The organism is Limnothrix sp. FACHB-881 (genome assembly GCF_014698135.1).
In the GTDB taxonomy this organism is placed as follows: Bacteria; Cyanobacteriota; Cyanobacteriia; order CACIAM-69d; family CACIAM-69d; genus CACIAM-69d.
The window spans coordinates 73,658-98,669 of record NZ_JACJSN010000003.1 but is presented as its reverse complement, the minus strand read 5'-3'; the positions used below and the strand labels follow the sequence as shown (position 1 = coordinate 98,669).

The window sequence follows — 25,012 nt, the reverse complement described above, 5'->3', positions numbered from 1 at the left end:
CACCGTCACCGAACAACCATGTCGAAACTCAAGCAGCGCTTTGACTACGTAAAGATCGGCATCGCCTCGCCCGAGCGGATTCGCCAATGGGGCGAGCGTACCTTGCCCAACGGTCAAATCGTCGGTGAAGTGACCAAGCCCGAAACGATCAACTACCGCACCCTGAAGCCCGAAATGGACGGGCTATTCTGCGAGCGGATTTTTGGCCCCGCCAAGGATTGGGAATGCCACTGTGGCAAATACAAGCGGGTGCGCCACCGCGGTATTGTCTGCGAACGTTGCGGCGTGGAAGTGACCGAATCGCGGGTGCGTCGTCACCGGATGGGCTTCATCAAACTGGCGGCCCCCGTCACCCACGTTTGGTATCTGAAGGGGATCCCCAGTTACATGGCGATCCTGTTGGATATGCCCCTGCGCGATGTGGAGCAGGTGGTGTACTTCAACTCCTACGTGGTGCTCGATCCGGGCAATGCGTCGGATCTCAGCTACAAGCAACTGCTGAGCGAAGAGCAGTGGATCGAAATTGAAGATCGCCTCTACGCCGATGACTCGGATCTCGAAGGCGTGGAAGTGGGCATCGGGGCCGAAGCGATTCAGCGCCTGTTGCAGGATATTCCCCTGGAGCAGGAAGCCGAGCGCTTGCGGGAAGAAATTGCCACGGCCAAGGGGCAAAAGCGGGCCAAGCTGATCAAGCGCCTGCGGGTGATTGACAACTTTGTGGCCACCGGGGCCAAGGCCGAGTGGATGGTGCTGGATGTGATTCCGGTGATCCCGCCCGACCTGCGACCGATGGTGCAGTTGGATGGGGGGCGGTTTGCCACCTCGGACTTGAACGATCTCTATCGTCGGGTGATTAACCGCAACAACCGGTTGGCTCGCTTGCAAGAGATCCTGGCTCCAGAAATCATTGTCCGCAACGAAAAGCGGATGTTGCAAGAAGCCGTTGATGCGCTGATTGATAACGGTCGGCGCGGTCGGACGGTGGTGGGAGCCAACAACCGCCCCCTGAAGTCCCTGTCGGACATCATTGAAGGGAAACAGGGTCGCTTCCGCCAAAACCTGCTGGGTAAACGGGTGGACTACTCCGGCCGTTCCGTAATCGTGGTCGGGCCGAATCTGAAGATTCACCAATGCGGTCTGCCCCGGGAAATGGCGATCGAGCTGTTTCAGCCCTTCGTGATCCACCGGTTGATCAAGCAAGGCCTGGTCAACAACATCAAGGCCGCCAAGAAGATGATCCAGCGCAACGACCCCGCCGTTTGGGATGTGCTGGAAGAGGTGATTGACGGCCACCCGGTGATGCTGAACCGCGCTCCGACCCTGCACCGGTTGGGGATTCAGGCCTTTGAGCCGATCTTGGTGGATGGGCGTGCCATTCAGTTGCACCCGTTGGTTTGTCCGGCCTTTAACGCGGACTTTGACGGTGACCAAATGGCAGTACACGTGCCCCTGTCGTTGGAAGCCCAGGCCGAAGCGCGCCTGCTGATGCTGGCTTCTAATAATGTGCTGTCCCCGGCAACGGGTCGCCCGATTATTACCCCTAGCCAAGACATGGTGTTGGGCTGCTACTACCTAACGGCCGAAAACCCGAACCAGAAGGCCGATGTGCTGCGCTACTTTGCCAGCCTGGATGATGCGACGATCGCCTACGATCGGGGCAAGGTGGGCCTCCATACCTATGTTTGGGTGCAGTACAACGGCCCCGTGGAGCATGACGAGGGCGTTGGGGAGCAGTGGGTGATGGTGGGTGAAGACACCATTGATGTGTCCCTGAATGGTGAAACCCCCGTGATTAACAACGGCCATGTGGTGGTAGAAGGCACGGCTTTGGCAGCCGGTGTGAGTGCGCCCGCCACGGGGCAAGTGATTCGGATTACGCCGGAGCAGGTGACGATTCGCGTGGCCCAGCCGGCCGAGTCGGTGACGATTCCCGCAGGCAGCACCGCCACCACCATCACCCTGGGCAAAAAGACCCGCCGCCCCCTCAGCCTCCGGCGCGAGTGCGATGGTGAACTGCTGGCCCAATACATCCGCACCACGCCGGGTCGCATTTTGCTGAACCAAACGATTCAACAGGCTGTCCTCAGCATCGGCTAATCCAGCCTGCGCGATCGCCCCGTTGGCCCCGGCCCCGATCGGGGCGATCGCTTTTCCCTGCTTGGCCCCATCACCGCAACAAGATCGAACCGATCATGGCTGACCAACCGACCCAACCCATCTTTTACAACCGCGTGATCCGTAAGGGTCAACTGCGGAACCTGATCGCCTGGGCCTTTACCCACTATGGAACGGCCCGCACCTCCCAGCTTGCCGATGCCCTGAAGGATCTGGGCTTTAAATTCGCCACCCGTGCCGGGGTCTCGATTAGTGTCGATGACCTGCAAATTCCGCCGATTAAGCGCCAACTGCTGGAAGCCGCCGAAGAGGAAATCCGCCGCACAGAAACCAAATATGTGCGCGGGGAAATTACGGAAGTGGAGCGCTTCCAAAAGGTAATCGACACCTGGAACGGCACCAGCGAAAACCTGAAAGATGAGGTGGTGCGCAACTTTGAATCCAACGATCCCCTGAACTCCGTCTACATGATGGCCTTCTCGGGAGCGCGGGGGAACCTGTCCCAGGTGCGCCAGTTGGTGGGGATGCGCGGCTTGATGGCGAACCCCCAAGGGGAAATCATCGACTTGCCGATTAAAACCAACTTCCGCGAAGGGCTGACCGTCACCGAATACATCATTTCCTCCTACGGGGCGCGTAAGGGGTTGGTGGATACGGCGTTGCGCACGGCGGACTCCGGTTACCTAACGCGCCGGTTGGTGGACGTGTCTCAGGACACGATCATTCGGGAAACCGATTGCGGCACGGAACGGGGGATTCCGGTTCGGGCCATGACCGACGATGAAAAAATCCTGATTCCGATTAGCTCCCGACTGTTGGGTCGGGTGGTGGCGGTGGATGTGGTTCATCCGCAAACCGGCGAGGTGCTGGCGGCCCGCAACCAAGACATTTCCGATGAGTTGGCCAAGGAAATCGAAGCGGCGGGCGTGGAAGAGGTGATCGTGCGATCGCCCCTGACCTGTGAAGCGGCCCGATCGGTCTGCCAAAAGTGCTATGGCTGGAGCTTGGCCCACGGCAGCATGGTGGACATGGGTGAAGCGGTGGGGATTATCGCGGCCCAGTCGATCGGGGAACCCGGGACACAGCTCACCATGCGCACCTTCCACACGGGGGGGGTCTTCACCGGGGAAGTGGCCGGTCAGATTCGTGCGCCCTTTGATGGGGTGGTCAAGTATCCCAAAAACCTGCGGGCCCGCTCCTTCCGCACCCGCCACGGGGAAGATGCCCTGTTGCTGGAAGCGCCCACCAAACTCACCGTGGAAGCCGGTGGCAAAAAGGAAACCTTCGAAGCTAGCCAAGGTTCGATCCTGATTGCCCGCAGCGGTGAAGAAGTGAAGCTGGGTCAAATGCTGGTGGAGGTGCAGGCCCAAGGGCGCACCACCCGGAAATCCACCGAAAAAGCCACCAAGGACGTGCCTTCGGACATGGCCGGTGAGGTGCTGTTCGATGGAGTCTATCCCGAAGAGAAAAAAGACCGCCAAGGCAACACCACCCGGATTGCTCAGCGGAGTGGGCTAATTTGGGTGCTGTCTGGGGAAGTCTACAACCTGCCGCCGGGGGCTGAACCCACGGTCAAAAATGGCAGCGTGGTAGAGGCCAACAGCATCCTGGCGGAAACCCGATTGGTGACGGAGCATGGCGGGGTGGTGCGCCTCCCGATCGAGGTGGCCGAAGCCGACGGCAAGGCCGGCAGCCGGGAAATTGAAATTATCACCGCCTCGGTGTTGCTGAATGAAGCTCGGATCCGCACCGAAAGCGCCCAAGGTCGCGATCACTACCTGATTGAGACCGATCGGGGACAACTGTTCTCCCTGATTGCCACCCCCGGCACCAAGGTGTTGCACAACCAAGTGGTGGCCGAGCTGATTGACGACCACTACCGCACCAGCACCGGCGGGATTCTGCGCTACTCCGGTGTGGAAGTGGCCAAAAAAGCCAAGGGCAAACAGGGCTATGAAGTGCTCCAAGGGGGCACGCTGCTTTGGATTCCCGAAGAAACCCACGAAATCAACAAGGACATCTCCCTGTTGATGGTGGAAGACGGCCAGTATGTGGAAGCGGGCACTGAGATCGTCAAGGACATCTTCTGCCAGAGCGCCGGTATCGTCGAAGTCATCCAAAAGAACGACATTCTGCGGGAAATTTCGATCAAGCCCGGTGATCTGCGGATGGTCGATGATCCGGACTTGGTGGCCACCGTCGATGGGCAAATCATCACCCCCGGTCAAGACATTATTCCGGGGCTGCCCGCCGAAGAGCTGGTTTGCGTGGAATATGTGGAAACGCCGGAAGGGTCGGGCCTGTTGCTGCGGCCGGTGATTGAGTTCACTGTGCCCGATGAGCCGGCCGTGCCGAGCCAAGATTCCGCCGAAGAAGCCGGGCGATCGATCAAACTGCGGGCCGTTCAGCGGATTCCGTTCAAGGACGGTGAGCGGGTTAAGTCCGTGGAAGGGATTGACCTGCTGCGCACCCAACTGATCCTGGAAATGGATAAGGGTACGCCGCAGTTGGCCGCCGATATCGAACTGGTGGATGATCCAACGGACGAAGACATCAAGCGCCTGCAACTGGTGATTTTGGAATCCCTGGTGGTGCGGCGGGATGTGTCTGCGGATCCGACCCAGGGCAGCACCCACACGCGCCTGCTGGTGAAGGATGGCGATCGGGTGGATCCGGGAGCCGTGGTGGCCCGCACCGAAATCCAAGCCAAAGACGGCGGGGAAGTGCGCGGCATTCGCGGCGACGGGGAAAGCCTGCGGCGTTTGCTGATCATGCGCCCCACCGATCAGGTGACCGTGGCGACCCAGGCAACTCCGACCGTCAAAGTGGATGACTTGGTGGTGGCGGGCAAGAGCGAAATTGCGCCCGGCCAGGTCAGCGCCGAATCGGGCCAAGTGCTGTCGATCGGGGAAGATCACCTGGTGTTGCGGGTGGCACGCCCCTACCGCGTGTCCTCCCAAGCCGTGTTGCACATTGACGATGGCGACTTGGTGCAGCGGGGTGACAATCTGGTGTTGCTGGTGTTTGAGCGCACCAAAACCGGAGACATCATCCAAGGTTTGCCCCGGATTGAGGAGCTGCTGGAAGCTCGGAAGCCCAAGGAAGCTTGCGTTTTGGCCCGTCGTCCCGGTACGGCCCAAGTGGTCTATGGGGAAGATGACACGGTGGAAGTCAAGATCATCGAGAACGATGGCACCTTGGCGGAATACCCAATTCGAGCCGGTCAAAACGTGCAGGTGGTCGATGGCCAAACGGCGAACGTGGCGGAACCGCTGACCGACGGCCCGGCCAACCCCCACGAAACCCTGGAAATCTTCTACAACTACTACGCGGAGTTGATGTCGCCCTACGAAGCGGCCCTCGACAGCTTGCAACGGGTGCAAAAATTCCTGGTGGATGAAGTGCAGTCCGTGTACCAGTCCCAGGGGATTGAAATCTCCGACAAGCACATTGAAGTGATTGTGCGGCAGATGACCTCCAAGGTGCGGATCGATGACGGTGGCGATACGACAATGCTGCCGGGTGAGTTGGTGGAACTGCAACAGGTGGAGCGGGTGAATGAAGCCATGTCGATTACCGGCGCGGCTCCGGCCCTCTACACGCCCGTGCTGTTGGGGATCACCAAGGCTTCGCTGAACACGGACAGTTTCATTTCGGCGGCCAGTTTCCAGGAAACCACGCGGGTACTGACGGAAGCGGCGATCGAAGGCAAATCCGACTGGCTGCGCGGCCTGAAGGAAAACGTGATCATCGGTCGTCTGATTCCGGCGGGTACGGGCTTCAATGCCTACGAAGAAGGCCTGGTGGATGAAATTAGCCCCTACGAAACCACGGGTTACACCCTGACCGATCCGCTCTACGGCGACGATGGAGAGCTGGCCGATGTGGTGCTGGACGATCGCACGGCGCGGGCCTATGAGCTGGAAGGGACGATCGACCTGGGCGCTGAGGCGGCCTATGGACTGAGTCGCAATCCGGCGATTATCGATGATGAGGACATCGGCGGCAGCTACGGCAGCCGCTACACCAGCAGCGGCGATGAGGAAGAGGAAGAGAGCTACACCGACGGCGGCGAAGATTTCGACGATGAAGACTAGGTGCTCAACCCTGTGACCCGATCGCCCGGCTCATCGGGTAGTGGGTGATGGGGGCAACACCTAACCTCAGCAACTTGATGCAGCCCCTTGGTGCATCCTGATTAAGCGTTATTCCGAGGAGCGATCCAGATCATTGAGATCATGGGATCGCTCCTTTTTGATGGCGGCGTGACCAACCCGGCATAATGAGAAAGGCCCCAATTTCTACCCTTGAGGACAATCCCTTGAGCGCGATCGAGCTACGCCGTACCCCCTTGTTTGCCGCCTGCGTTGAGTTGGGCGCAAAAATGACCGGTTTTGGCGGTTGGGAAATGCCAGTGCAGTTTGCTGGCCTGATGGAAGAGCACCGAACCGTGCGATCGGGCGTGGGCTGTTTTGACATTTCTCACATGGGCAAGCTGGAACTGCAAGGCCCCTGGCAAACGGCCTTGGGGCAGTTAGTGCCCAGCGATCTCAGCCCGCTCCAGCCGGGGCAAGGGAAATATACGGTGCTGCTGAACGAGCAGGGCGGCATTGTGGACGACTTGATTGTCTATAGCGAAGGGGCCGATCGCGCCACGGTGATTATTAATGCCGCCACCACCGCTAAGGATCTGGCTTGGTTGGCGGCTCACTTGGATCCGGCGGTGACGGTCATGGATCGATCGCCCGAGCAGATCTTGATTGCGGTGCAGGGGCCAACTGCCGCCGCCACCTTGCAACCCTGGATCGCGGCGGATTTGGGACAACTCAAGTTCTATCGATCGATTCGCACGCACCTGGGAACGGATGCCGTTTTCATGGCCCGCACCGGCTACACGGGCGAAGATGGCTTTGAAATCATGCTGGATCTGGAGGCGGGGCAACGGCTTTGGCAGCGGTTAATTGCAGCGGGCGTGGCTCCTTGTGGGCTGGGATCCCGTGACACCCTGCGCTTGGAGGCGGCCATGGCCCTCTATGGTCAGGACATCACCGAGGAAACCACGCCCTTTGAAGGCAGCTTAGATTGGCTGGTGCATCTCGATCGCAAGGGAGACTTCCTGGGGCGGGCGGCCCTGGAGGCTCAACAGGCGGCCGGCATTCCCCGCCGGCTGGTGGGATTGAGCTTGCCCGATCGCCACATCGCCCGCCATGATTACCCGGTGTTGCACCAGGGAGAACCGGTGGGCATCGTCACCAGCGGGACATTTTCACCCACCCTCAACCGCCCGATCGCCTTGGCCTACGTGCCCACGGCCCTGGCGGAAGTGGGGCAAGCCTTGGAGGTGCAAATTCGGAATAAATTCATCACCGCTGAGGTGGTCAATCGTCCCTTCTACCGCCGTCCCAAACCCTAGTGGTTTGCAGATTGCCCCTGATCGCCCCGATCGTCCCGATCGCCCTGACCCGCCGCCTGATCCGTTGCCCGCCCGAGAGTGTCCCATGCAACCCGTTGATTACACCACCCTGATAGCGAGTTTGTGGGAACTGCGGCGCGACTGGTTACCGGCCCGCTTGGAACAGGTTTTTCAGCGCGATCGCTTCACGGTCTACCTTTGCCTGCGAACGATCGATCGGCGCGGTTGGTTGGGCATTTCCTGGCATCCCCAGGCGGCGCGGCTCTGCGTTGGGGCCGCACCGCCCAAGGAACCGGACACCTTTACCTTTAGCCAACAGTTGTTGCATCAACTGAAAGGCTTGGCCCTGGTGTCTTTTGCAGAGGTGGCCCCTTGGGAGCGGGTGGTGGATTTGCAATTTGCCCGACGGCCGGGCGATCCGCCCCTGTGGCATCTGTATGTGGAAATTATGGGCAAGTACAGCAATGCCATTTTGACCACGGCGGACGGCACGATCGTCACCGCAGCCCACCAAGTGAGCGCCCAGCAGTCGCGGGTGCGGCCGATCCAAACGGGCGATCGCTACAGTGCGCCGCCCAAACTGACGGAGGCCACACCGCAACCAACCGAATCCTTTGATCGCTGGTGGGAGCGGGTTTCCCTGATTCCTGGCCCCATCAGTCGCCAACTGCTGAAAACCTATCGTGGCCTCAGCTCGCCCTTGGTCAAAAGCCTGCTGACCGCGGCCGAAATTGACCCCCAGCAGCCGGTGGAAACCCTGGAACTGGCAGGTCAGCGGCGGCTGTTTGAAGTTTGGCAAGGCTGGCTGAAACGGCTGGAAATGGGAGACTTTGCGCCCGGTTGGACGGAAGCGGGCTACGACGTGCTGGGGTGGCAGGAACAGCGATCGGCCCCATCGGTGCAAGACCTGCTCGATCGCTACTATGGCGATCGGCTCGATCGGGAAGCCTTCCAACGGCTTTGGCAACAGTTGCGGCAAAAGGTGAGCAACCTCGCCAGCAAGCTGCGCAAAAAAGTTGAAGAATTTACCGATCGCCTGGCCCAATCCGCCGAAGCCGACCAGTTTCGATCGCGGGCTGACCTGTTGATGGCCCATTTGCACCATTGGGAACCGGGGCTGGATCGAATCAGCCTGCCGGACTTTGAGACCGGCGCACCCGTGACCATCGCCCTAGATCCGGCGAAAACCGGTGTCCAAAACGCCCAACAGCTCTACAAAAAATATCAAAAGCTCGATCGCTCCCGCAGCGCGATCGAACCGCTACTGCTCGCCGCCCGCAGCGAATTAGCCTACCTGGAAGAGGTGGAAGAAAGCCTCAGTGAATTTGAGGACTACGGCGGCCCTGAAGATCTGAGCGCCCTCGAAGAAATTCGTGATGAACTGGTGCAGGAAGGTTATTTGGAGGATCCGGGCTATCGCCGGGCCTTGCCTGACCCCGGTGAAGGGTTCCGCAAATTCACCACCCCCAGCGGCTATGAAGTCTGGATTGGCCGCAACAATGCCCAGAACGATCGACTCTCCTTTCGGTTGGCCACGGCCTATGACTTGTGGTTCCATGCCCAGGAAATTCCCGGCAGCCATGTGCTGTTGCGGATGCCAGCGGGATCCCAGCCCGATCGCGCCGATTTGCAATTCACCGCCGACCTGGCCGCTCGCTACAGCCGGGCCCGGCAAGCAGAACAGGTTCCCGTGATTTACACGGAACCTCGGCATCTGTACAAACCCAAAGGCGCTAAACCGGGGCTAGTGATTTACAAGCATGAGCGGGTGATTTGGGGACAGCCACAGCGATCGCTGGTGGGCTAAGGATCTGGGCGGACTGAAGGGCGATCGCTCGAAATGCTTGATCGTTTTGCGGAAGACCCTGCCCAACCCCAGGGGCCAGACGGGGCGATCGTCCCCTGCTTCTGTTGGTTGCCCGCTGTCCAAGCAATCATCAATCTATGAATCTCTTGACCAATCACTGCGCACTATCGGCTTGGAGCCAGCGGGGCCGCCGCTTTGCTCTCCCGATCGTTCTGTTGTGGAGCTTGTGGAGTTCCGGGCCGGCCCAGGCGATCGGGATGCGAAGCTCGATCTCCCCGCGCCACCCCAGGGTCACCGCCTTTCCCCGCGCCCCCGTGACTGATCGGCTGGGCCCCTTGAGCCAATCGCCTAACGAACTCCCCTTCATTGGCCGGCGCTCCTTCAACTTTTTGGGAGGCAGCGGCACGGGGCAATCAATCACGATCGAGCCAGATGGCACCACCACCGTTGAGCGCCACGGCACGGCCAACAGCGCCATTGAGTATCGCGGCCGCTTTTCCAATCCCCTTTGGCTGAATGATCAACAGGGTCTTCTGATTGAAGGATCCCAAATCTATCAAGTTGGCCCCGATGGCCAGCGGCCCCAGAATTGCGATCGGGGGGCGGCTCCCTGTCGCGCAGAACTATGGGAACTCACCTCGGAAACCCCCGACCCAGCCGATTGGCCAGCCCCTCCGCCAGGGGAGCCTTTGGAGGATGTGGAAGATGAGCGATTCAGTCGCCAACCCTTTAATCGATCGCACTTTCAACAGGTGCAAGCGCTGAATCGGGCCTGTGGGTTTTATGACGTGACTTCCCCCTGCTCGGTGCGGATCTATCCCTTTAACAATCTGTCTCTGATAGCACGGCGGGATGGCACGGAATCCGTGGGCTACAGCCTGTCGTTTTATCGGCCCATTTCCCAAGCGGCCGCCTTAGCCTATGTGAAAATTCTGAACGATCATCAATCTTTCCGCCCGATCGAAACCCAGCGCCTGGCCGATCGCCTGGTGTACTATGGCTGTCCCTACGATGCAGGAGCCGAGCAACCAGCCCCCCTTTGTTCGGTGGAACTGTTTTATGCAACCCATTCGGGGTCTGATCGCTCGATCGAGCGATCGCCCAGCGGGGAACCCCTGATCAGCGGGCTGCGTTTTATCCAAAGCAGTCCCTAGGTCGGGGGATGAGTTTGGGTTGATCAGTTTCAATCCCCTGTTTTGAATCAACCGGTGATGAACTCCGGAACTGGCATTTCTTGGCGGGCGGCGTTTCCAGGCCGCCGCTCAACCGCAAGTGCTTACAATGTTAAGTCTGGTGGGGGCTGGAGCCAGATTCCAGAATGGGCGGTGTATGCTGCCTTTATCCGCAAAATCGTTAGCTAACTTGGTGCAGTGTTGAAATCAGTTTTGGTGGCCCTGGATCGATCGGCATTATCCGAGTCAGAAATTGCCATGCTGCGATCGCTCAATTTGAACGATCAGTGCAAAGTAATTTTGGTGCATGTGATTCCGCCCACCAGCACCGATCTAGATCAGCCGCTCGATCGCCCCCAAGGCACTGCACCGGATTTGTATCGCGAGATTGAAACCCAACTGGCGGCCTACCAAAAGCGCCTACCCTGCCCCAGCACCATTGAGATCATCAGTGGCGAACCCGCTGCGGAAATTGTCCGCTTGGCCAATATCCATCGCACCGACTTAATCATCATTGGCAGCCGGGGCCTCAGCGGTATCGATCGAATTTTGCAAGGTTCCGTCAGCAGCGATGTGCTGGAACAAGCGCCCTGTTCGGTGTTGGTGGTGAAGGCCAAAACTGCCGCTTGAGTTGTGCCCGATCGCCCTGAAACTGTCCAGCCCGATCGCCCCTTTTGCGTTGTGCTTGTGTTGGGGGTTGCCGGTTTTGGGTATTGCCCGTTTTTAGTTTTCCATCGCCTATCCTCGTTTTTTTCCCGCATGTCTGCGTTTCTTGCCCAACTGAACCCCGCCCAGCGCCGCGCCGTTGAACATTACCAGGGGCCCCTATTGGTGGTGGCGGGGGCTGGGTCGGGCAAAACCCGCGCCCTCACCTTCCGCATTGCCCATTTGATTCAACACCACCGCGTGGATCCGGATCAGATTTTGGCCGTCACCTTCACCAACAAGGCCGCGCGGGAAATGAAGGAGCGGATTGAAACCCTCTTTGCTCAACAGGAGGCGCGATCGCGCTTTGGCAAACCCTTTGACCTGCTGCGGCCCGAGGAACAAACGCGCCTGAAATCCCAGGTCTATAAAGACACCATCAAGCACCTATGGATCGGGACTTTTCACGCCCTCTGTGCTCGAATTTTGCGGTTTGATCTGGAAAAATTTCAGCATCCCAAAGGCTATCGTTGGACAAAAAATTTCACGATTTTTGATGAATCCGATGTCCAAAGCCTGATTAAGCAAATTGTGACGAAAGACCTGAATCTCGACGATAAAAAATTCCAGCCGAGACAGGTGCGTTTTGCCATTAGCAATGCCAAAAATCAGGGCCTGTCGCCGGAAGAGGTGGAGCGCAATGATCCCACTTTTCGCGGGCGCACAATCGCCACGGTTTATGATCGCTACCAAGCGGCTTTGGCGGCGAACAATGCTTTAGATTTTGATGATTTGATTGGGTTGCCCGTGCAACTTTTTCAGCAAAATGAATCGGTTTTGGGTTACTGGCACAGCCGATTCCGCCACATTCTCGTGGATGAATATCAGGATACCAACCGCACCCAATACGATTTGATTCGGCTGTTGGTGACCAATGGGGAATCTTCCGAAAGCTTTGACCAATGGAACCATCGATCGATCTTTGTGGTGGGCGATGCGGATCAGTCTATTTATTCGTTTCGGGCGGCGGACTTCACGATTTTGCTAGATTTTCAGGATGATTTTGGCGATCGACTGCCCGATGACGACACGCGGACGATGGTGAAGCTGGAGGAAAACTATCGATCGCGCGAAAACATCTTGCAGGTGGCCAACGAACTCATTGAACGCAACACAGAACGCATTGATAAAGTATTGCGACCCACTCGCGGGGCCGGTGACCCGATCGCGGTCTATGAATCCGACCACGAAATGGATGAAGCGGAGTATGTGGTTCAGAAAATCCGCAAGCTGGAGCAACAAAATCCCGAATTAAATTGGGGCAGCTTCGCCATTTTGTATCGCACCAATGCCCAATCTCGTCCCTTTGAAGATGTGCTGCTGCGGTTGGCAATTCCTTACACCATGGTGGGGGGATTACGGTTCTATGACCGCAAGGAAATTAAGGACACATTGGCCTATTTGCGCCTGCTCACCAATCCCAACGATAGTATTAGCCTGAAGCGGGTGATTAATGTGCCCAAGCGCGGGGTGGGCAAGACAACGCTCGATCGCCTAGAGAATGCGGCCGATCAGTTGGGCGTGCCGCTCTGGGAAATTTTGAGCGATGAAACTTCGGTGAAAACCCTGGCCGGACGGACGGCTAAGCCCTTGTTGGAGTTTGTGCAAATGATTCAGACCTGGCAAGCCCAGGTGGATCAACAACCCGCCGCCACAATTTTGGATGGCATTCTTCAGGGATCGGGCTATGTGCGGGAACTGCAAGCGGAGGGCACGGACGAAGCGAGCGATCGCCTGGCGAATTTGGCGGAATTGGCCAACGCCATGACCCAATATGCGGAAGACACCAGCGACGGCTCCTTGACGAACTTTCTGGAAAATGCGGCACTAGCTTCGGATTTGGATGATTTGAAGGAGGGCAAAAACGCCGTTTCCCTGATGACGCTCCATGCGGCCAAGGGGCTGGAATTTCCGGTGGTGTTTTTGGTGGGGCTGGAACAGGGGCTGTTTCCCAACTTCCGTTCCATGGACGATCCCCGATCGCTCGAAGAGGAGCGCCGTCTTTGTTATGTGGGCATTACCCGCGCCCAGGAGCAATTGTTCTTAACCCATGCCCAGGAGCGACGGCTGTGGGGAGGAATGCGCGAGCCTTCGGTTCCCTCGGTGTTTTTGGGCGAGCTGCCGCCGGAGCACCTGATTACTGAGGGGCGGAGCAACCGCCGATCGGGGCCGGCGGCCTTGGGATCAGCAACGGGATCGGCCAATCGGCGATCGGCCGCGGCCCGCCCCACCCCCAAACCCAATCCGCGCCCGACCAAAACCACGCCGCCCCAAGCTTGGGAAGTGGGCGATCGGGTGATTCACGACACCTTTGGCGAAGGGAAGGTGATGCATGTGTTTGAAACCGGGCGCAAAGTCACCATTTCGGTGCGGTTTCCCGGCTTGGGTCAAAAAATCTTTGATCCCAACCTGGCTCCCCTCCAGCGCTTGGATTAGGCCACTGCCCGATCGCGAGGGTCGAAGTTTTTCTGATGCGATCGACCCAGGGAGGGATCTCTGAAAAATGGCGAAAACCGGTTGATTAACCCTTCAGAAAACTCGCTGGAAACCCCGCAAGCGCCCGATCGCCCATTGGGCCGTGCGCGATCGCCCAAATCGGCTAAGATGGCATCAACTAAACGTAACGTCGCTCTAACTTAAGGACAATACTGGGTGATTGACTTCGGACGAGTCATGACCGCGATGATCGTGCCGTTTGCCCAAGATGGCAGCGTTAACTACACGATCGTCGAGCAACTGACGCGCAATCTCGTGGCGCACGGAACCGACACGCTGGTGGTGTGCGGCACGACCGGTGAATCGCCAACCTTAACCTGGGACGAAGAATACGAACTGTTTCGCGTCGTTAAGCAAGCGGCGGGCCGTGCCAAGGTGATGGCCGGCACGGGATCCAACTCAACCCGCGAGGCGATCGCCGCCACCGAAAAGGCCGCTAAGCTCGGTCTGGATGGTTCGTTGCAAGTGGTTCCCTACTACAACAAACCGCCCCAAGAGGGACTCGCCGCCCATTTCCGGGCGATCGCCGCCGCCGTGCCCGAGTTCCCCCTCATGCTGTACAACATTCCGGGACGCACGGGCCAAAACCTGCTGCCGGAAACGGTGGCCCAACTGGCGGAATTGCCAAATATTGTGGCGATCAAAGAAGCCAGCGGTAACCTTGACCAGGTGAGCGCCGTCCGCCGTCTGACTCCGCCCACCTTCAAGATCTATTCTGGAGACGATTCCCTGACCTTGCCGATGTTGGCGGTGGGGGCCTCGGGGGTGGTCAGCGTGGCCAGCCATCTCGTGGGTGATCGAATTCAAAGCATGATTCGCGCCTTTGAAGCGGGTCAGGTCAACGACGCATTGACAGAACATTTGGCTTTGTTACCCTTGTTTAAAGCCTTGTTCTTGACCACGAATCCAATTCCCGTCAAAGCAGCGCTAGAACTGTTAGGCTGGGAAGTGGGGGAACCGCGCCTGCCGTTGATCCCTTGCCCGGATCCTGTTCGCCAAGCCTTGAAACAGGCAATGGCGGAGTTAGACCTGCTGCCACAGTGAACTAGCAACAGTCGCTGACAACCAACGGGCGATCGATCAGTGATTATTGGGGCACTGATGGGCAATTAGCGGACGATGAACCCAGTGCGCGATCAACCCTTTCCCGATCGCCCCAAGCCAACAGGCGAAGGACAGCGCTAGGGCGATGACTGCACAAGCTATTGGGTCAAAGATTGAGCAAAATACTAGGTAGAAAGTACTGAGTAGAGTGTTGATCAACGACTTTCAACTTTGCTCAAAATCAGCAACACCAATCCGAAAAATTGCAAATTGGTTGCTTTGATGAATTTTTGAGTTAGTTTCAGATTGCTGATAGTTGAGTCACGGACTCTTGGACAAAATAAACTGCCCGATCGCTCCAGTCATTCACTCACCATCATCCCGATCGAGTGGCATAGGATTAAATCATCCAAATTAAGTTATCCAAATCCCAGAACTTGGATTAGACTGAGAGCAAATTGGCACTGCCCAGCCCTGCAAAACTTGAAGGCAGCTTAAAATTAAAGAACTAGATTCCGGATTAACTAAAAGTTCTGACTAAAAATTTTGAATCAGCCGTTTGCTTAAGCAATGCAGTTCAGCAATGCAGTTCAGCCGGTTCATGAAACAGTCCCATAAAAAAAATCCCCTAAGCGGCTCAACTAAAATCTTGCTCAAAACCAATTGAAAAACCCAATTAGCCCATTAAACAAGCCCATTGCCGTTAACCATGTTAAAAAACGCCCGATCGCTCAGCATGACTCAATCATCGCTTTTTCGACAACCTGTGAAATCCGCAAAATTTTCAACGGCTCATCGCGAGCAGGGAGCTGCAAGCTAATCATGAATCCGGAATATCCAACAGTGGCTTGTTTAATAAAAATGGGAGTCCTCGCATTTGATTGCTCTTAGGCCGGTTGAGGGGTTCGATTTTTTGAACAATCTTTTGAACGCTCTAAATCATCCTCATTTGGAATCCCCACTTGGAATCCTAATTTTGAGAGCAACCATTGTGTTGAATTTAGATTGATTGGCGGTGGTGAATTGGATCGATCGAACGGATCCACCGACTGATCTTGAAGCAAGTTTTTTTCCCGGATGGTTACTCCTTGATGCAATCCATGAGTTTGGTGAATGTGTTGAGCCTAGAAAATTCGGCACAGCATTCCACAGAATTTTGCCCAGCAGATTTGCCCCGCAGAATTTTGTACGGCAGGATTTTGCGCCGCTTTTCAAAAAGCGTCTTCTTGAAGAATTTTTGAAAAACCTTCAAGAAGGTTCTGCCAGCTTCGAGCCCCAACCCCGACCTAAGTTTCCCGCAGCAGCAACCCACCGCCGATCGCGTGATTCGGCTGGGGACGACGGGTTGATTGAGACAACCAGCTCAATCGTTTAACAGGCTGAGTACCGCCCATCACTAACCATCACGAATCAGGTTTGCTCCTTTCCCGACGAGAGGGCATGACGGTACTCCCCAATTCGTTGCTAACAGTCTGGTGACCGATTCCAACGCTAAGTAGTGCAATTTTTGAGTGCAATTTTTGGAGGCAAATGACTCAAGTCAGAAAGCGAATTCGTCAGCAAGCAGATTCCGAATCTTCCGTGGCTAACGGTGGCGAGCTGGCCAGCGAGTTGGCCCGTGGAGTGAATCCCGAAGTTTCCGCAACCCCGATCGCCCCTGGAAGTAAAAACGTGGCAGCAAAAGACGTGAAAGATAGCTCCCGTGACGATGTTCGGCGCTCTGCCCCTAGCGTAATTCGCAAGCGAAATTCCAACTCCCAAACCACCCCCAAGAAATTGTTGCAAGCAGATCATGCTGCGACCTTGGATCAATCGTTTGCTCAATCAACCGATCGCACCTTTTCCCCCTCTATCCCTATGAGTCAAAACCTCGTGACTGCTTCCCCCAGAACTAACTTTTCGGCCGCGCAACCTTCAACCCAATTCATCAGTAACGGCAAGCCCGGAACGCTGAAAATTATTCCCCTGGGTGGCTTGCACGAAATTGGTAAGAACACCTGCATCTTCGAGTATGAAGATGAAATCATGATGTTGGATGCGGGGCTGGCTTTCCCCACCGATGGAATGCACGGCATTCAAATTGTGCTGCCGGATATGACTTATCTGCGGGACAATCGCGAAAAAATTAAGGGCATGATTGTCACCCACGGTCACGAAGACCACATTGGCGGCATTGCCTTCCACCTGAAGCAAGTGGATATTCCGGTGATCTATGGGCCGCGGCTGGCGATGGCGCTGCTGTCGGACAAGTTGGAAGAGGCCGGCGTGAGCGATCGCACGGAAATTCGCACCGTGGGCCCGCGCGAATTTGTGCGGGTGGGAACCAAGTTTCTGGTGGAGTTTATCCGCAATACCCACTCGATGGCCGATAGCTTTTCGGTGGCGATTCACACGCCGTTGGGTGTGGTGATTCACACGGGTGATTTCAAGTTCGATCACACGCCCGTTGATGGTGAATATTTCGATCTTCAGCGGTTGGCGGAATACGGTGAAAAGGGCGTTTTGTGCCTGATTAGTGATTCAACCAACGCCGAAATTCCTGGTTTCACCCCTTCGGAAAAATCGGTTTATCCGAACTTGGAACGGGCCTTTGCGAAAGCGCCGGGTCGCCTGTTGGTGACAACCTTTGCGTCATCGGTGCATCGGGTGAACATGATTTTGGACATTGCCCACAAGCAAGGCCGGGTGGTGTCGGTGTTGGGTCGATCGATGCTGAATACGATCGCCCATGCACGCAATTTGGGCTATGTGAAATGCCCGGATGATCTGTTCGTGCCGATTCATGAACTGCAAAATTACCCCGATCACAAGGTGGTGATTTTGACCACCGGTTCCCAGGGCGAGCCGCTGTCGGCCCTGACGCGAATTTCCAAGGGCGAACATCGCCAAATCAAAATCCGTAATGGGGATACGGTGGTGCTGTCGGCGAATCCGATTCCCGGCAACACGATCGCGGTGGTGAACACGATCGACCGGCTGATGATGCTGGGGGCGAATGTGGTCTATGGGCGCGACAAGGGCATTCACGTTTCCGGTCACGGCTCCCAGGAAGATCACAAGCTGATGATTAGCCTGACGCGGCCCAAGTTCTTCATGCCGGTGCATGGTGAGCACCGGATGTTGGTGAAGCACGCGGAAATTGCCCAGAGCTTGGGCATTCCGGCGGACAACATGGTGATCATCGAAAATGGCGATGTGGTGGAACTGACCCAGGATTCGATCAAGATTGGCGATCGGGTTCCTTCGGGGATTGAACTGGTGGATGCGTCTCGATCGGGCGTGGTGAGCGATCGGGCCCTGCGCGAACGGCAACAGTTGGCCAACGAAGGCCTGGTGACCGTTGCCGCCAGCATCTACAGCACGGGTCAGTTGGCCTGCGATCCTCAGGTACACATGAGCGGTGTGGTTAGCAGCATTGACCCATCCAAGCTGACTGGGGCGATCGGGGCGACCTTGAAAAACTTCCTCAGCAACCGGTTTGAGCGCTTTGTCACCAACCCGGCTCGCCGCAGTGATGACGATATCGATTGGGGCGGCCTGAAGGTGGAACTGGAGCGCGAGTTCCAGCGGCTGTTGCGTCGCGACTTTGTGGGCACGCCTCAAGTGGTCGTGTTGGTGCAGCCGATCGCGGCTCCGATTTCTGTGCGACGCGATCGCCCGGCTCCGGCCGCTCCGACGGGCAACACTGCCGTTGCCGCTGCCACCGACTCGATCGCCCCTGAGTCTCCCGCCGCGCCTTCGGGTCGCCGCCGCCGCCGCACCGCTGCCAGTGTCGCCTCCTAAGGCCAACACCTGAAATCCGCTGATCGATTGCAATTGGTTGAAAGTTGCTGATCGATCGCGGCAATTTCTAATTTCCTAATCTTCAGTAGCACAGCAAGCTTCAGTGGCTGAGTTCAGAAATCCTCCAATTCTTGATCAATGTTGGTTGAGAAATGGGACGAGCCAGCCCCCGAAGACTGCTGTGCTACTGCATTGATGAATTTTTTATGAATCTGTGTCAGTACCCCAAAGTACTTCTCAAATATCCAAATATCCTCTCAGGGGCTTCCATTTAAGGGGCTTTGCCAGTCACGCAGAACGTCAAAATTCCAAGAATTCGATCGAGCTGATTGAGGTAATACTCATCTAAATCAATTTCTAAAATTAGCCTACTGTCGCGATCATGTAGCCCTAAAAACTTCCAAGTGGTTCCAGTGGTCACCACTCCATAAACCGAGGAAATGGGATCATTGGCCTGCTGATTGAATCGCCAAGCTGCGACCATTTCAGCCACACATTGCCCCAAACCACTATTGATGTTTTCGCGCTTGGCTTCTACCAATACCGTCACAGGTGATTTCAGGAGCAATAGTTCGGGCGATCGTGCCACTAAAAAATCGCAACGGCCGTTCAATCCACAGCTCGGATCAATATCAAAATCAATCCCAGAAAACAGGCTAATTTGCCCTGCCAGTTGTCGCCGCAGCTCCACCAAGATAGGCGCAATAATCCATTCCGATCGGGCCTTTTCCGTATTACTGGCTAGGGCCAAAGGAACATTTTCTTGCAGCAGTTCCCGCAGGCGATCGCTCGGATTAATCGGCGGCACGGGCGCAAAATGATGAGGTCGATCGTAGAGATCCAGGGAAAATTGGTCGATCGCCTGAGCCAAACTAAAGTCGCTGTATGCCATAACCCGCTCTCGATCGATGAGGTATTACCGGCCGTAAGGAATTAGTTCCATCGCTCGTGCTGCCCCATGTGGGCTAGTTCTTTAATAGGGCATGGTTCCGATCGTACAGCGCTTCCCCATGGTTGCGAGCCACCGTTGATCGCGAGTCATTGCTATGCCTCACAAAGTTGCGGCTGCGATCGAGTTGGCGAGCTTGTCCGCAATGCCCGCAATCCAGCGCTCGTCTTGGTTGGTGTAACTGCGGGGGGCGTTGGCTCCCAAAATCAACACGCCCCGATCGCCCAAAGGCTGCACAATCACGCCCTGGGTATTTTCGGGTAAATAGTCAAACTCAATGCGGCCGGGATAAACCTTCAAATCCACGAGATAGATCGGTTGTTGTTTATTGATCGCCCGCTGGACAATCGGCCCCGGTTTGACGATCGCTTGTGGGCCCAAAACGCCGCGCCGAAGCAACGTTTGCCCAGCCGTGCAATCGCCCCGGTAAACCACCACCGATCGGGTCACCGTGTTGGTTAGCAACAGGTGGGAAGCCCAGGCCAGTTCCACCTGCAACGGGCGATCAAGATCGGGCGCTAGCTCAAACCCTTCCGGCCCCGTTAGCTCCACCGCGTCCGGCAACTTGGGTTGCACCCGCTGCCAGAGCAACCCCGTCAAAATTAAGAAAGCACAGGCGATCGTCCCGGCCACGTCCGATCGCGCCTGCCACTCACTGATTTGAGGAGTCCAGAGCCGATTCACAAACAGCCCCACCCCGATCGCCATGCCCACCGCGATCGGCAAATTTTGCAGCCAACGATTGGTTTGCGATCGCGCCATAGCTGCCGAGGGCTGCCGGGCCCCTAAACCTCGTTTGCGTCCAGAATGCGTTGGAACAGGTAACCCGTGCCCCGCGCCGTCAGGATTAGTTCTGGATTGCTGGGGTCTTCCTCCAGCTTGGCCCGCAGTCGAGAAATATGCACATCCACCACGCGGGTGTCCACATGGCGCTCGGGTGTGTAGCCCCAAACTTCCTGCAAAATTTCTGCCCGTGAGAACGGTTCGCCCGATCGCGACACCAACAGCTCCAGCAGGCTAAACTCCATTCCCGTCAGCCGAATGCGCTCATCGCCCTTGTAAACCTGGCGCTTGTTGGTGTCAATGCGGATGTTGGCCACCTGAATCACGCCAGAGCTGGGAATTCCAGAGGCGTGGTTTTTGTCCACTCGCCGCAACACCGAGCGAATCCGAGCTTCCAACTCCTTGGGCGAAAAGGGCTTCACCACATAATCATCGGCCCCCAATTCCAGACCCGTGATTCGATCGGCCACATCGCCCAGCGCCGTGAGCATAATGATCGGAATATCCGATTCCTTGCGGAGTTCCTGGCACACGCCATAGCCATCCAGCTTCGGCATCATCACATCCAACACCACCAGATCCGGCCCCGCCTTCCGAAACACGTCCAAGGCTTCTTCGCCATCGGCAGCCGTGACCACCTCATAGCCAATCATGGACAGGCGGGTTTCTAGAATGCGGCGAATGCTGGCTTCGTCGTCAACAACCAGGATTTTTTCTTTGTGACTATCCAAGGAGAGGCCTCCTCCAATGGCTTTAACTTCTGCGTGAACTTTTGCGTGTTTTTGAATCGCTATCTTTCGGCTTTTATCGCTTTATTGTACCGAGGACATTTAAAGAGGCAATTCTAACCGCCGTTTCTCTTCCGTTTTGGAGATTACCAGTTGATCGCGGCGCAGGTTGAGGGCTGATTTCGTCAAAATGGATTGACAAATTACCCGCTCTGATGTGCGATGGGAGCGCATTTGACCCCAGTTCTTTGGAGTCGGGAATTGTAACTGATTGGGAACGCACCCTTTATTAAAAACAAGCGGGGTGTTTGTCGCAATGTTGCAACGAAATTGAAACAATTGCAGAAATTTCTTAATTTGTTGCGCTTTTGTGGATTCTCCTTTCGGGGGTTGCCATTCTAGGGGTTGCCATCCTAGGGCAGAGGCTAATTAACGGCAATCGAGGGCTGGGAGCACTGAATTGAACCAGTACCAATTGGGGTGGAAAACGGCGGTCAAGGGCTGGATCAACCAGGGCCGGATCAAGAAGGGCCGGATCAAAGGGGAGACGATCGAATGGCGAAGGTAAAAACCCGCTACGTTTGCAGCGCCTGCGGAGGCGTGGAGGCCCAAATGTTCGGGCGCTGTCCCAGTTGTGGCCAGTGGGGCACTCTGGTGGAAGAGGTGTTGGCTGCGGAACCCAGCACCACGGGCCGGGCCGCCGTGGCCGCCACAACCCGATCGCGCAAGGGATCTCGCCCCCAAGAGCCGGCCAGCCCGATCGCGGCTCGCACCTTGGCCGAAATTCGCGATCGCCCCCGATCTCGCTGGGCTTCGGGGTTTCGAGAACTCGATCGAGTCTTGGGCGGGGGAATTGTGCCCGGCTCCTTGGTGTTAATTGGCGGCGATCCGGGCATTGGTAAATCAACCCTGCTGTTGCAAACGGCTAACCAACTGGCTCGATCGCGCCGGGTACTCTACGTTTGTGCCGAAGAATCGGGACAGCAGGTGAAACTGCGGGCCCAGCGATTGGGGGTACAGGCTCCGGCGGCGGAACCGATCTCGGGCCAACTCCCGGAGGAATCGCCGGACGATCGCGCCGATCTGTACCTGCTGCCGGAAACGGATTTAGAGCCAATTTTGGCGGAAATTGAAAGCTTGCGACCGGCCATCGCCATCATTGACAGTGTGCAGGCAATTTATCTGCCCGCGCTGGCTTCTGCGCCGGGATCCGTGGCCCAGGTGCGGGAATGTACTTCGGCCCTGATGCGCCTGGCCAAGCGGCAGGATGTGGCCATGTTGCTGGTGGGCCATGTGACCAAGGAGGGGGCGATTGCCGGGCCCAAGGTGCTGGAGCATTTGGTGGATACGGTGCTCTATTTTGAGGGCGATCGATTTGCCAGTTTTCGCCTGTTGCGATCGGTTAAAAATCGTTTCGGCGCTACTCAGGAATTGGGGGTGTTTGAAATGGTCGATCGGGGGCTGTTGGAAGTCGCAAACCCCTCCGCCCTCTTTTTGGGTAACCGAGATGAGCGCGTGCCGGGCACGGCGACCATTGTGGCCTGCGAAGGAACCCGCCCGATCGTGGCGGAACTGCAAGCTCTCGTCAGCCCCACGAGCTATTCCTCGCCGCGCCGCGTCACCACGGGCATGGAATATAACCGGCTGCTGCAAATTTTGGCGGTGCTCGAAAAACGGGTGGGCGTGCCCCTCTCTCGGCTCGATGCCTACGTGTCCACCTCCGGCGGCCTGAGTGTGGAGGAACCGGCGGCGGATTTGGGTGTGGCCGTGGCCTTGGTGGCCAGTTTCCGCGATCGCATCGTTGATCCGGGCACGGTGCTGATCGGCGAGGTGGGTTTGGGCGGCCAAGTGCGTCCTGTTTCCCAACTGGAATTACGGCTCAAGGAAGCCGCGAAATTGGGATTTAAACGGGCGATCGTGCCCAAGGGTTCCGATGTACGAATTCGGGGAATGGAACTGATTCCCGTGGGGCGGTTGGTGGATGCGATCGGGGCGGCCATGGCGCGATCGATCGCGGCCGATGCCGCCCCTGATCCGGAAACCAGCGATTCGCACTCAAGCACACCCCAATCCCAAATTGAAGATTGAGTGAGCCTGTAGAGCTAACGACCAGACAGCGTGAAATTGAAAAGATTTCCTAAAGCGATACCCAAGCCTGTGCTAGCGGAACCAGTGATTCCACCCCAAAATAACGCCCTGAGTTTTCCAACCATTAATCGCAAATTATCAATGGCAAAAAACTGTAGAGCAGATGCAATTAACGGCACTGTAATGGGCAAGGCCCAGGGAATGACCGCTAGCCCTGCGCCAGATGTGAACACCAAAGCAACAACAATGACTACGCCACCCGCCAGTCCGCCAATTGCTAAAATTCGTAATCCCGCCACAATTCCAATGACTGGCAATACTAGGGGAATCGCCATAGAATAAGCCACACCTAGCAGCGACATAGAAAAGTCGGGACTGGTGAAAGCGGCTCTCAGAAACAAACCCGTGAGCAGATGGAAAAGACCACTTCCTGCAAGTTGTAAGTAGGCTTTTCTAGCGGCTGCTTGATCATCAAGAGAGCTAACAAGTCGGCTAATTCGGGTTTCTTTTTTCATTGGCATAACAATCAATTGACTATGAATTGGAGGCAATGCCTTGTGATGACAGACTTTGGAGTTGATCCGAGGTATACCGAAAACGAAAACAAAAAAGTTACGACAACCTCAAAAATAAGATTGTCTTGAAACCTGCTTCTACAGCAACGTAAGTTATTGCATTAAAATGGGCTGTTCGATTGTTTCTTGCACGGTTATACAAAAAATCCTCCCGGAATGAGGAGGATCTCAAAGATCTGAAACATGATCATGATCGAGATTATGATCGATGGCCCCGCCGTTTCAACGATGTTGCAGTCTGCACTGGCTGGGCACTTCACCCGATCCGACAACTAGAAAATTTGTCTAAACCGGCAGTGGTTCACTGATCGCCCGATCACGCGGAATTTTGCGATCGAACAAACTGCCCAAGACGGCCGCCGGGCGAGCACTGTGGGGCCAAGCAAACGCATGACGAAATGCTGCTTCTTGGCAGGCTTCCAGTTGCTCAAAATCAATCACATCCAAGGTCAGCAGGGTTTCGTATTCAAAGGGCAATCGCACATTATGCAAACCCGCATTGTCGGTGCAAATAGCAATCTCAACCCCCGCCTCAAAGCAGCGATCGAACACGGTTTTCAGTTCCCGTAAATCGCTCATGGTTCCCGTTTTGAGATAGGTGGTGGGACATACTTCCAAGCATTGTCCCCGGCGGGCCAAATCGGGTAGCAGTTCGGGATATTGCAAGGGAATTTGAATCCCATGGCCAATGCGCATCAGCAGCGGTAAAAGGTCGGGACATTGCCCCATGGGAGTTTCGTAAACATGGCCCGTGGTTTTGAGACCCAGCGATCGCGCCAATTCGTATAGCTCAATCCACTCATGCAATCGATCGCCATACAAATCGTCACCGCCCGCCAGGTCGATCGCGCAAACATAGTCCCGCGACTGAGCTGCTAACTCCACGATCGCCCGATTCACCTCATAGGGCAACTTGACATGCATACATAAAATTTGGCTGGTGACGATCGGGCAATCCACCACCTGGCTGGCCTGGCCTACCGTTTGCACAATGTCAGCCATTCGATCGATCCGCTCTCCCATTGGCAAATGCTCAGGGGTGCGCAGATAGGGCGTGTAGCGCAACTCCAAATAGGCCAAATTTTCGAAAATGTAGGCCCCCCGAATCAGGCGATAGATGAAATAGGGCAACATTTCCTGGGTCTGCACACTTTCCACCAATGAGTGCAACTCCAAATACTCCGCCAGGGTTTTGCGAGGACGGGTGTAGAAATCCTCAAATGCCCCATAGTCTGGAAATTGGGTCGTTAAGTCCGATCGATGCCGTTCAAAATAGCGCCACAGCACCCGAGGCACGACCGAACCACCCAAATGCCGATGCAGTTCTGCATGTAATGCCATAGAAGCGTCCCCG

The 25,012-nt window shown here is 56.4% G+C and carries 16 protein-coding genes; 11 read left to right on the top strand and 5 right to left on the bottom strand.

The features are described 5' to 3' along the window. Positions 1 to 18 precede the first annotated feature (18 nt). The 10 genes from H6G52_RS04545 (at position 19) to H6G52_RS04500 (ending at position 18,535) form a co-directional block, all read left to right on the top strand. Complete coding sequence (locus H6G52_RS04545) at positions 19 to 2,097, top strand: DNA-directed RNA polymerase subunit gamma (RefSeq protein WP_190526914.1); 2,079 nt, start codon at positions 19 to 21, stop codon at positions 2,095 to 2,097. Between the two features lie 95 nt (positions 2,098 to 2,192). Further along, a complete protein-coding gene (locus H6G52_RS04540) occupies positions 2,193 to 6,212 on the top strand; it encodes a DNA-directed RNA polymerase subunit beta' (protein WP_190526745.1) in 4,020 nt (1,339 codons plus the stop codon). 185 nt (positions 6,213 to 6,397) lie between these two features. Then, positions 6,398 to 7,528, top strand: a complete 1,131-nt coding sequence (gene gcvT, locus H6G52_RS04535; protein WP_190355558.1) for a glycine cleavage system aminomethyltransferase GcvT — start codon at positions 6,398 to 6,400, stop codon at positions 7,526 to 7,528. An 85-nt stretch (positions 7,529 to 7,613) separates the two neighbouring features. Continuing rightward, on the top strand, positions 7,614 to 9,335 hold the full coding sequence (locus H6G52_RS04530; RefSeq protein WP_190355557.1) for an NFACT family protein: 1,722 nt from the start codon (positions 7,614 to 7,616) through the stop codon (positions 9,333 to 9,335). 137 nt (positions 9,336 to 9,472) lie between these two features. After that, positions 9,473 to 10,489, top strand: a complete 1,017-nt coding sequence (locus tag H6G52_RS04525) for a hypothetical protein (RefSeq protein ID WP_190355556.1) — start codon at positions 9,473 to 9,475, stop codon at positions 10,487 to 10,489. Between the two features lie 216 nt (positions 10,490 to 10,705). Continuing rightward, on the top strand, positions 10,706 to 11,137 hold the full coding sequence (locus H6G52_RS04520) for a universal stress protein (RefSeq protein ID WP_099531907.1): 432 nt from the start codon (positions 10,706 to 10,708) through the stop codon (positions 11,135 to 11,137). A 129-nt stretch (positions 11,138 to 11,266) separates the two neighbouring features. Beyond that, positions 11,267 to 13,648: a DNA helicase PcrA gene (gene pcrA / locus H6G52_RS04515; RefSeq protein ID WP_190526744.1), complete on the top strand. Its 2,382-nt coding sequence runs from the start codon at positions 11,267 to 11,269 to the stop codon at positions 13,646 to 13,648. A 216-nt stretch (positions 13,649 to 13,864) separates the two neighbouring features. Beyond that, positions 13,865 to 14,752 (top strand): 4-hydroxy-tetrahydrodipicolinate synthase, encoded by an 888-nt coding sequence (gene dapA, locus H6G52_RS04510; RefSeq protein ID WP_190355554.1) that lies wholly within the window; start codon positions 13,865 to 13,867, stop codon positions 14,750 to 14,752. A gap of 1,009 nt (positions 14,753 to 15,761) precedes the next feature. Continuing rightward, positions 15,762 to 16,127: a hypothetical protein gene (locus H6G52_RS04505; protein WP_190526742.1), complete on the top strand. Its 366-nt coding sequence runs from the start codon at positions 15,762 to 15,764 to the stop codon at positions 16,125 to 16,127. Positions 16,128 to 16,282: 155 nt separating this feature from the next. Further along, positions 16,283 to 18,535: a ribonuclease J gene (locus H6G52_RS04500; RefSeq protein ID WP_242026198.1), complete on the top strand. Its 2,253-nt coding sequence runs from the start codon at positions 16,283 to 16,285 to the stop codon at positions 18,533 to 18,535. Positions 18,536 to 18,806: 271 nt separating this feature from the next. Here H6G52_RS04500 and H6G52_RS04495 read toward each other — a convergent pair whose 3' ends face one another. The 3 genes from H6G52_RS04495 to rpaB form a co-directional block, all read right to left on the bottom strand. After that, the gene (locus H6G52_RS04495) at positions 18,807 to 19,427 is read right to left on the bottom strand and encodes a hypothetical protein (RefSeq protein WP_190526740.1); all 621 of its coding nucleotides are present in this window, start codon (positions 19,425 to 19,427) and stop codon (positions 18,807 to 18,809) included. 159 nt (positions 19,428 to 19,586) lie between these two features. Further along, positions 19,587 to 20,246 carry a cofactor assembly of complex C subunit B gene (locus H6G52_RS04490; protein WP_190526738.1) on the bottom strand — a complete coding sequence of 220 codons (660 nt, stop codon included), beginning with the start codon at positions 20,244 to 20,246 and terminating at the stop codon, positions 19,587 to 19,589. 23 nt (positions 20,247 to 20,269) lie between these two features. Beyond that, positions 20,270 to 20,998: a response regulator transcription factor RpaB gene (gene rpaB / locus H6G52_RS04485; RefSeq protein WP_099531901.1), complete on the bottom strand. Its 729-nt coding sequence runs from the start codon at positions 20,996 to 20,998 to the stop codon at positions 20,270 to 20,272. 552 nt (positions 20,999 to 21,550) lie between these two features. On the opposite strand from rpaB, the gene radA reads away from it, so the two are divergent. Beyond that, positions 21,551 to 23,083 (top strand): DNA repair protein RadA, encoded by a 1,533-nt coding sequence (gene radA, locus H6G52_RS04480; protein ID WP_190526736.1) that lies wholly within the window; start codon positions 21,551 to 21,553, stop codon positions 23,081 to 23,083. A gap of 14 nt (positions 23,084 to 23,097) precedes the next feature. Here the strand turns inward: radA and H6G52_RS04475 are convergent, their stop codons facing one another. After that, entirely contained in the window at positions 23,098 to 23,598 is a 501-nt protein-coding gene (locus tag H6G52_RS04475; RefSeq protein ID WP_190526734.1) for a hypothetical protein, read from the bottom strand. Between the two features lie 345 nt (positions 23,599 to 23,943). Next, positions 23,944 to 24,999 carry an adenosine deaminase gene (locus H6G52_RS04470; protein ID WP_190526732.1) on the bottom strand — a complete coding sequence of 352 codons (1,056 nt, stop codon included), beginning with the start codon at positions 24,997 to 24,999 and terminating at the stop codon, positions 23,944 to 23,946. Positions 25,000 to 25,012 lie beyond the last annotated feature (13 nt).

Excerpts from the sequence above, each read along its gene's own strand:
- radA (WP_190526736.1), top strand. The coding sequence starts at position 21,551 with ATGGCGAAGGTAAAAACCCGCTACGTTTGCAGCGCCTGCGGAGGCGTG.
- H6G52_RS04470 (WP_190526732.1), bottom strand. The coding sequence starts at position 24,999 with ATGGCATTACATGCAGAACTGCATCGGCATTTGGGTGGTTCGGTCGTG.
- gcvT (WP_190355558.1), top strand. The coding sequence starts at position 6,398 with ATGAGAAAGGCCCCAATTTCTACCCTTGAGGACAATCCCTTGAGCGCG.
- H6G52_RS04545 (WP_190526914.1), top strand. The coding sequence starts at position 19 with ATGTCGAAACTCAAGCAGCGCTTTGACTACGTAAAGATCGGCATCGCC.
- H6G52_RS04500 (WP_242026198.1), top strand. The coding sequence starts at position 16,283 with ATGACTCAAGTCAGAAAGCGAATTCGTCAGCAAGCAGATTCCGAATCT.
- H6G52_RS04490 (WP_190526738.1), bottom strand. The coding sequence starts at position 20,246 with ATGGCGCGATCGCAAACCAATCGTTGGCTGCAAAATTTGCCGATCGCG.
- H6G52_RS04495 (WP_190526740.1), bottom strand. The coding sequence starts at position 19,427 with ATGGCATACAGCGACTTTAGTTTGGCTCAGGCGATCGACCAATTTTCC.
- H6G52_RS04530 (WP_190355557.1), top strand. The coding sequence starts at position 7,614 with ATGCAACCCGTTGATTACACCACCCTGATAGCGAGTTTGTGGGAACTG.
- H6G52_RS04525 (WP_190355556.1), top strand. The coding sequence starts at position 9,473 with ATGAATCTCTTGACCAATCACTGCGCACTATCGGCTTGGAGCCAGCGG.
- H6G52_RS04475 (WP_190526734.1), bottom strand. The coding sequence starts at position 23,598 with ATGAAAAAAGAAACCCGAATTAGCCGACTTGTTAGCTCTCTTGATGAT.
- pcrA (WP_190526744.1), top strand. The coding sequence starts at position 11,267 with ATGTCTGCGTTTCTTGCCCAACTGAACCCCGCCCAGCGCCGCGCCGTT.
- H6G52_RS04540 (WP_190526745.1), top strand. The coding sequence starts at position 2,193 with ATGGCTGACCAACCGACCCAACCCATCTTTTACAACCGCGTGATCCGT.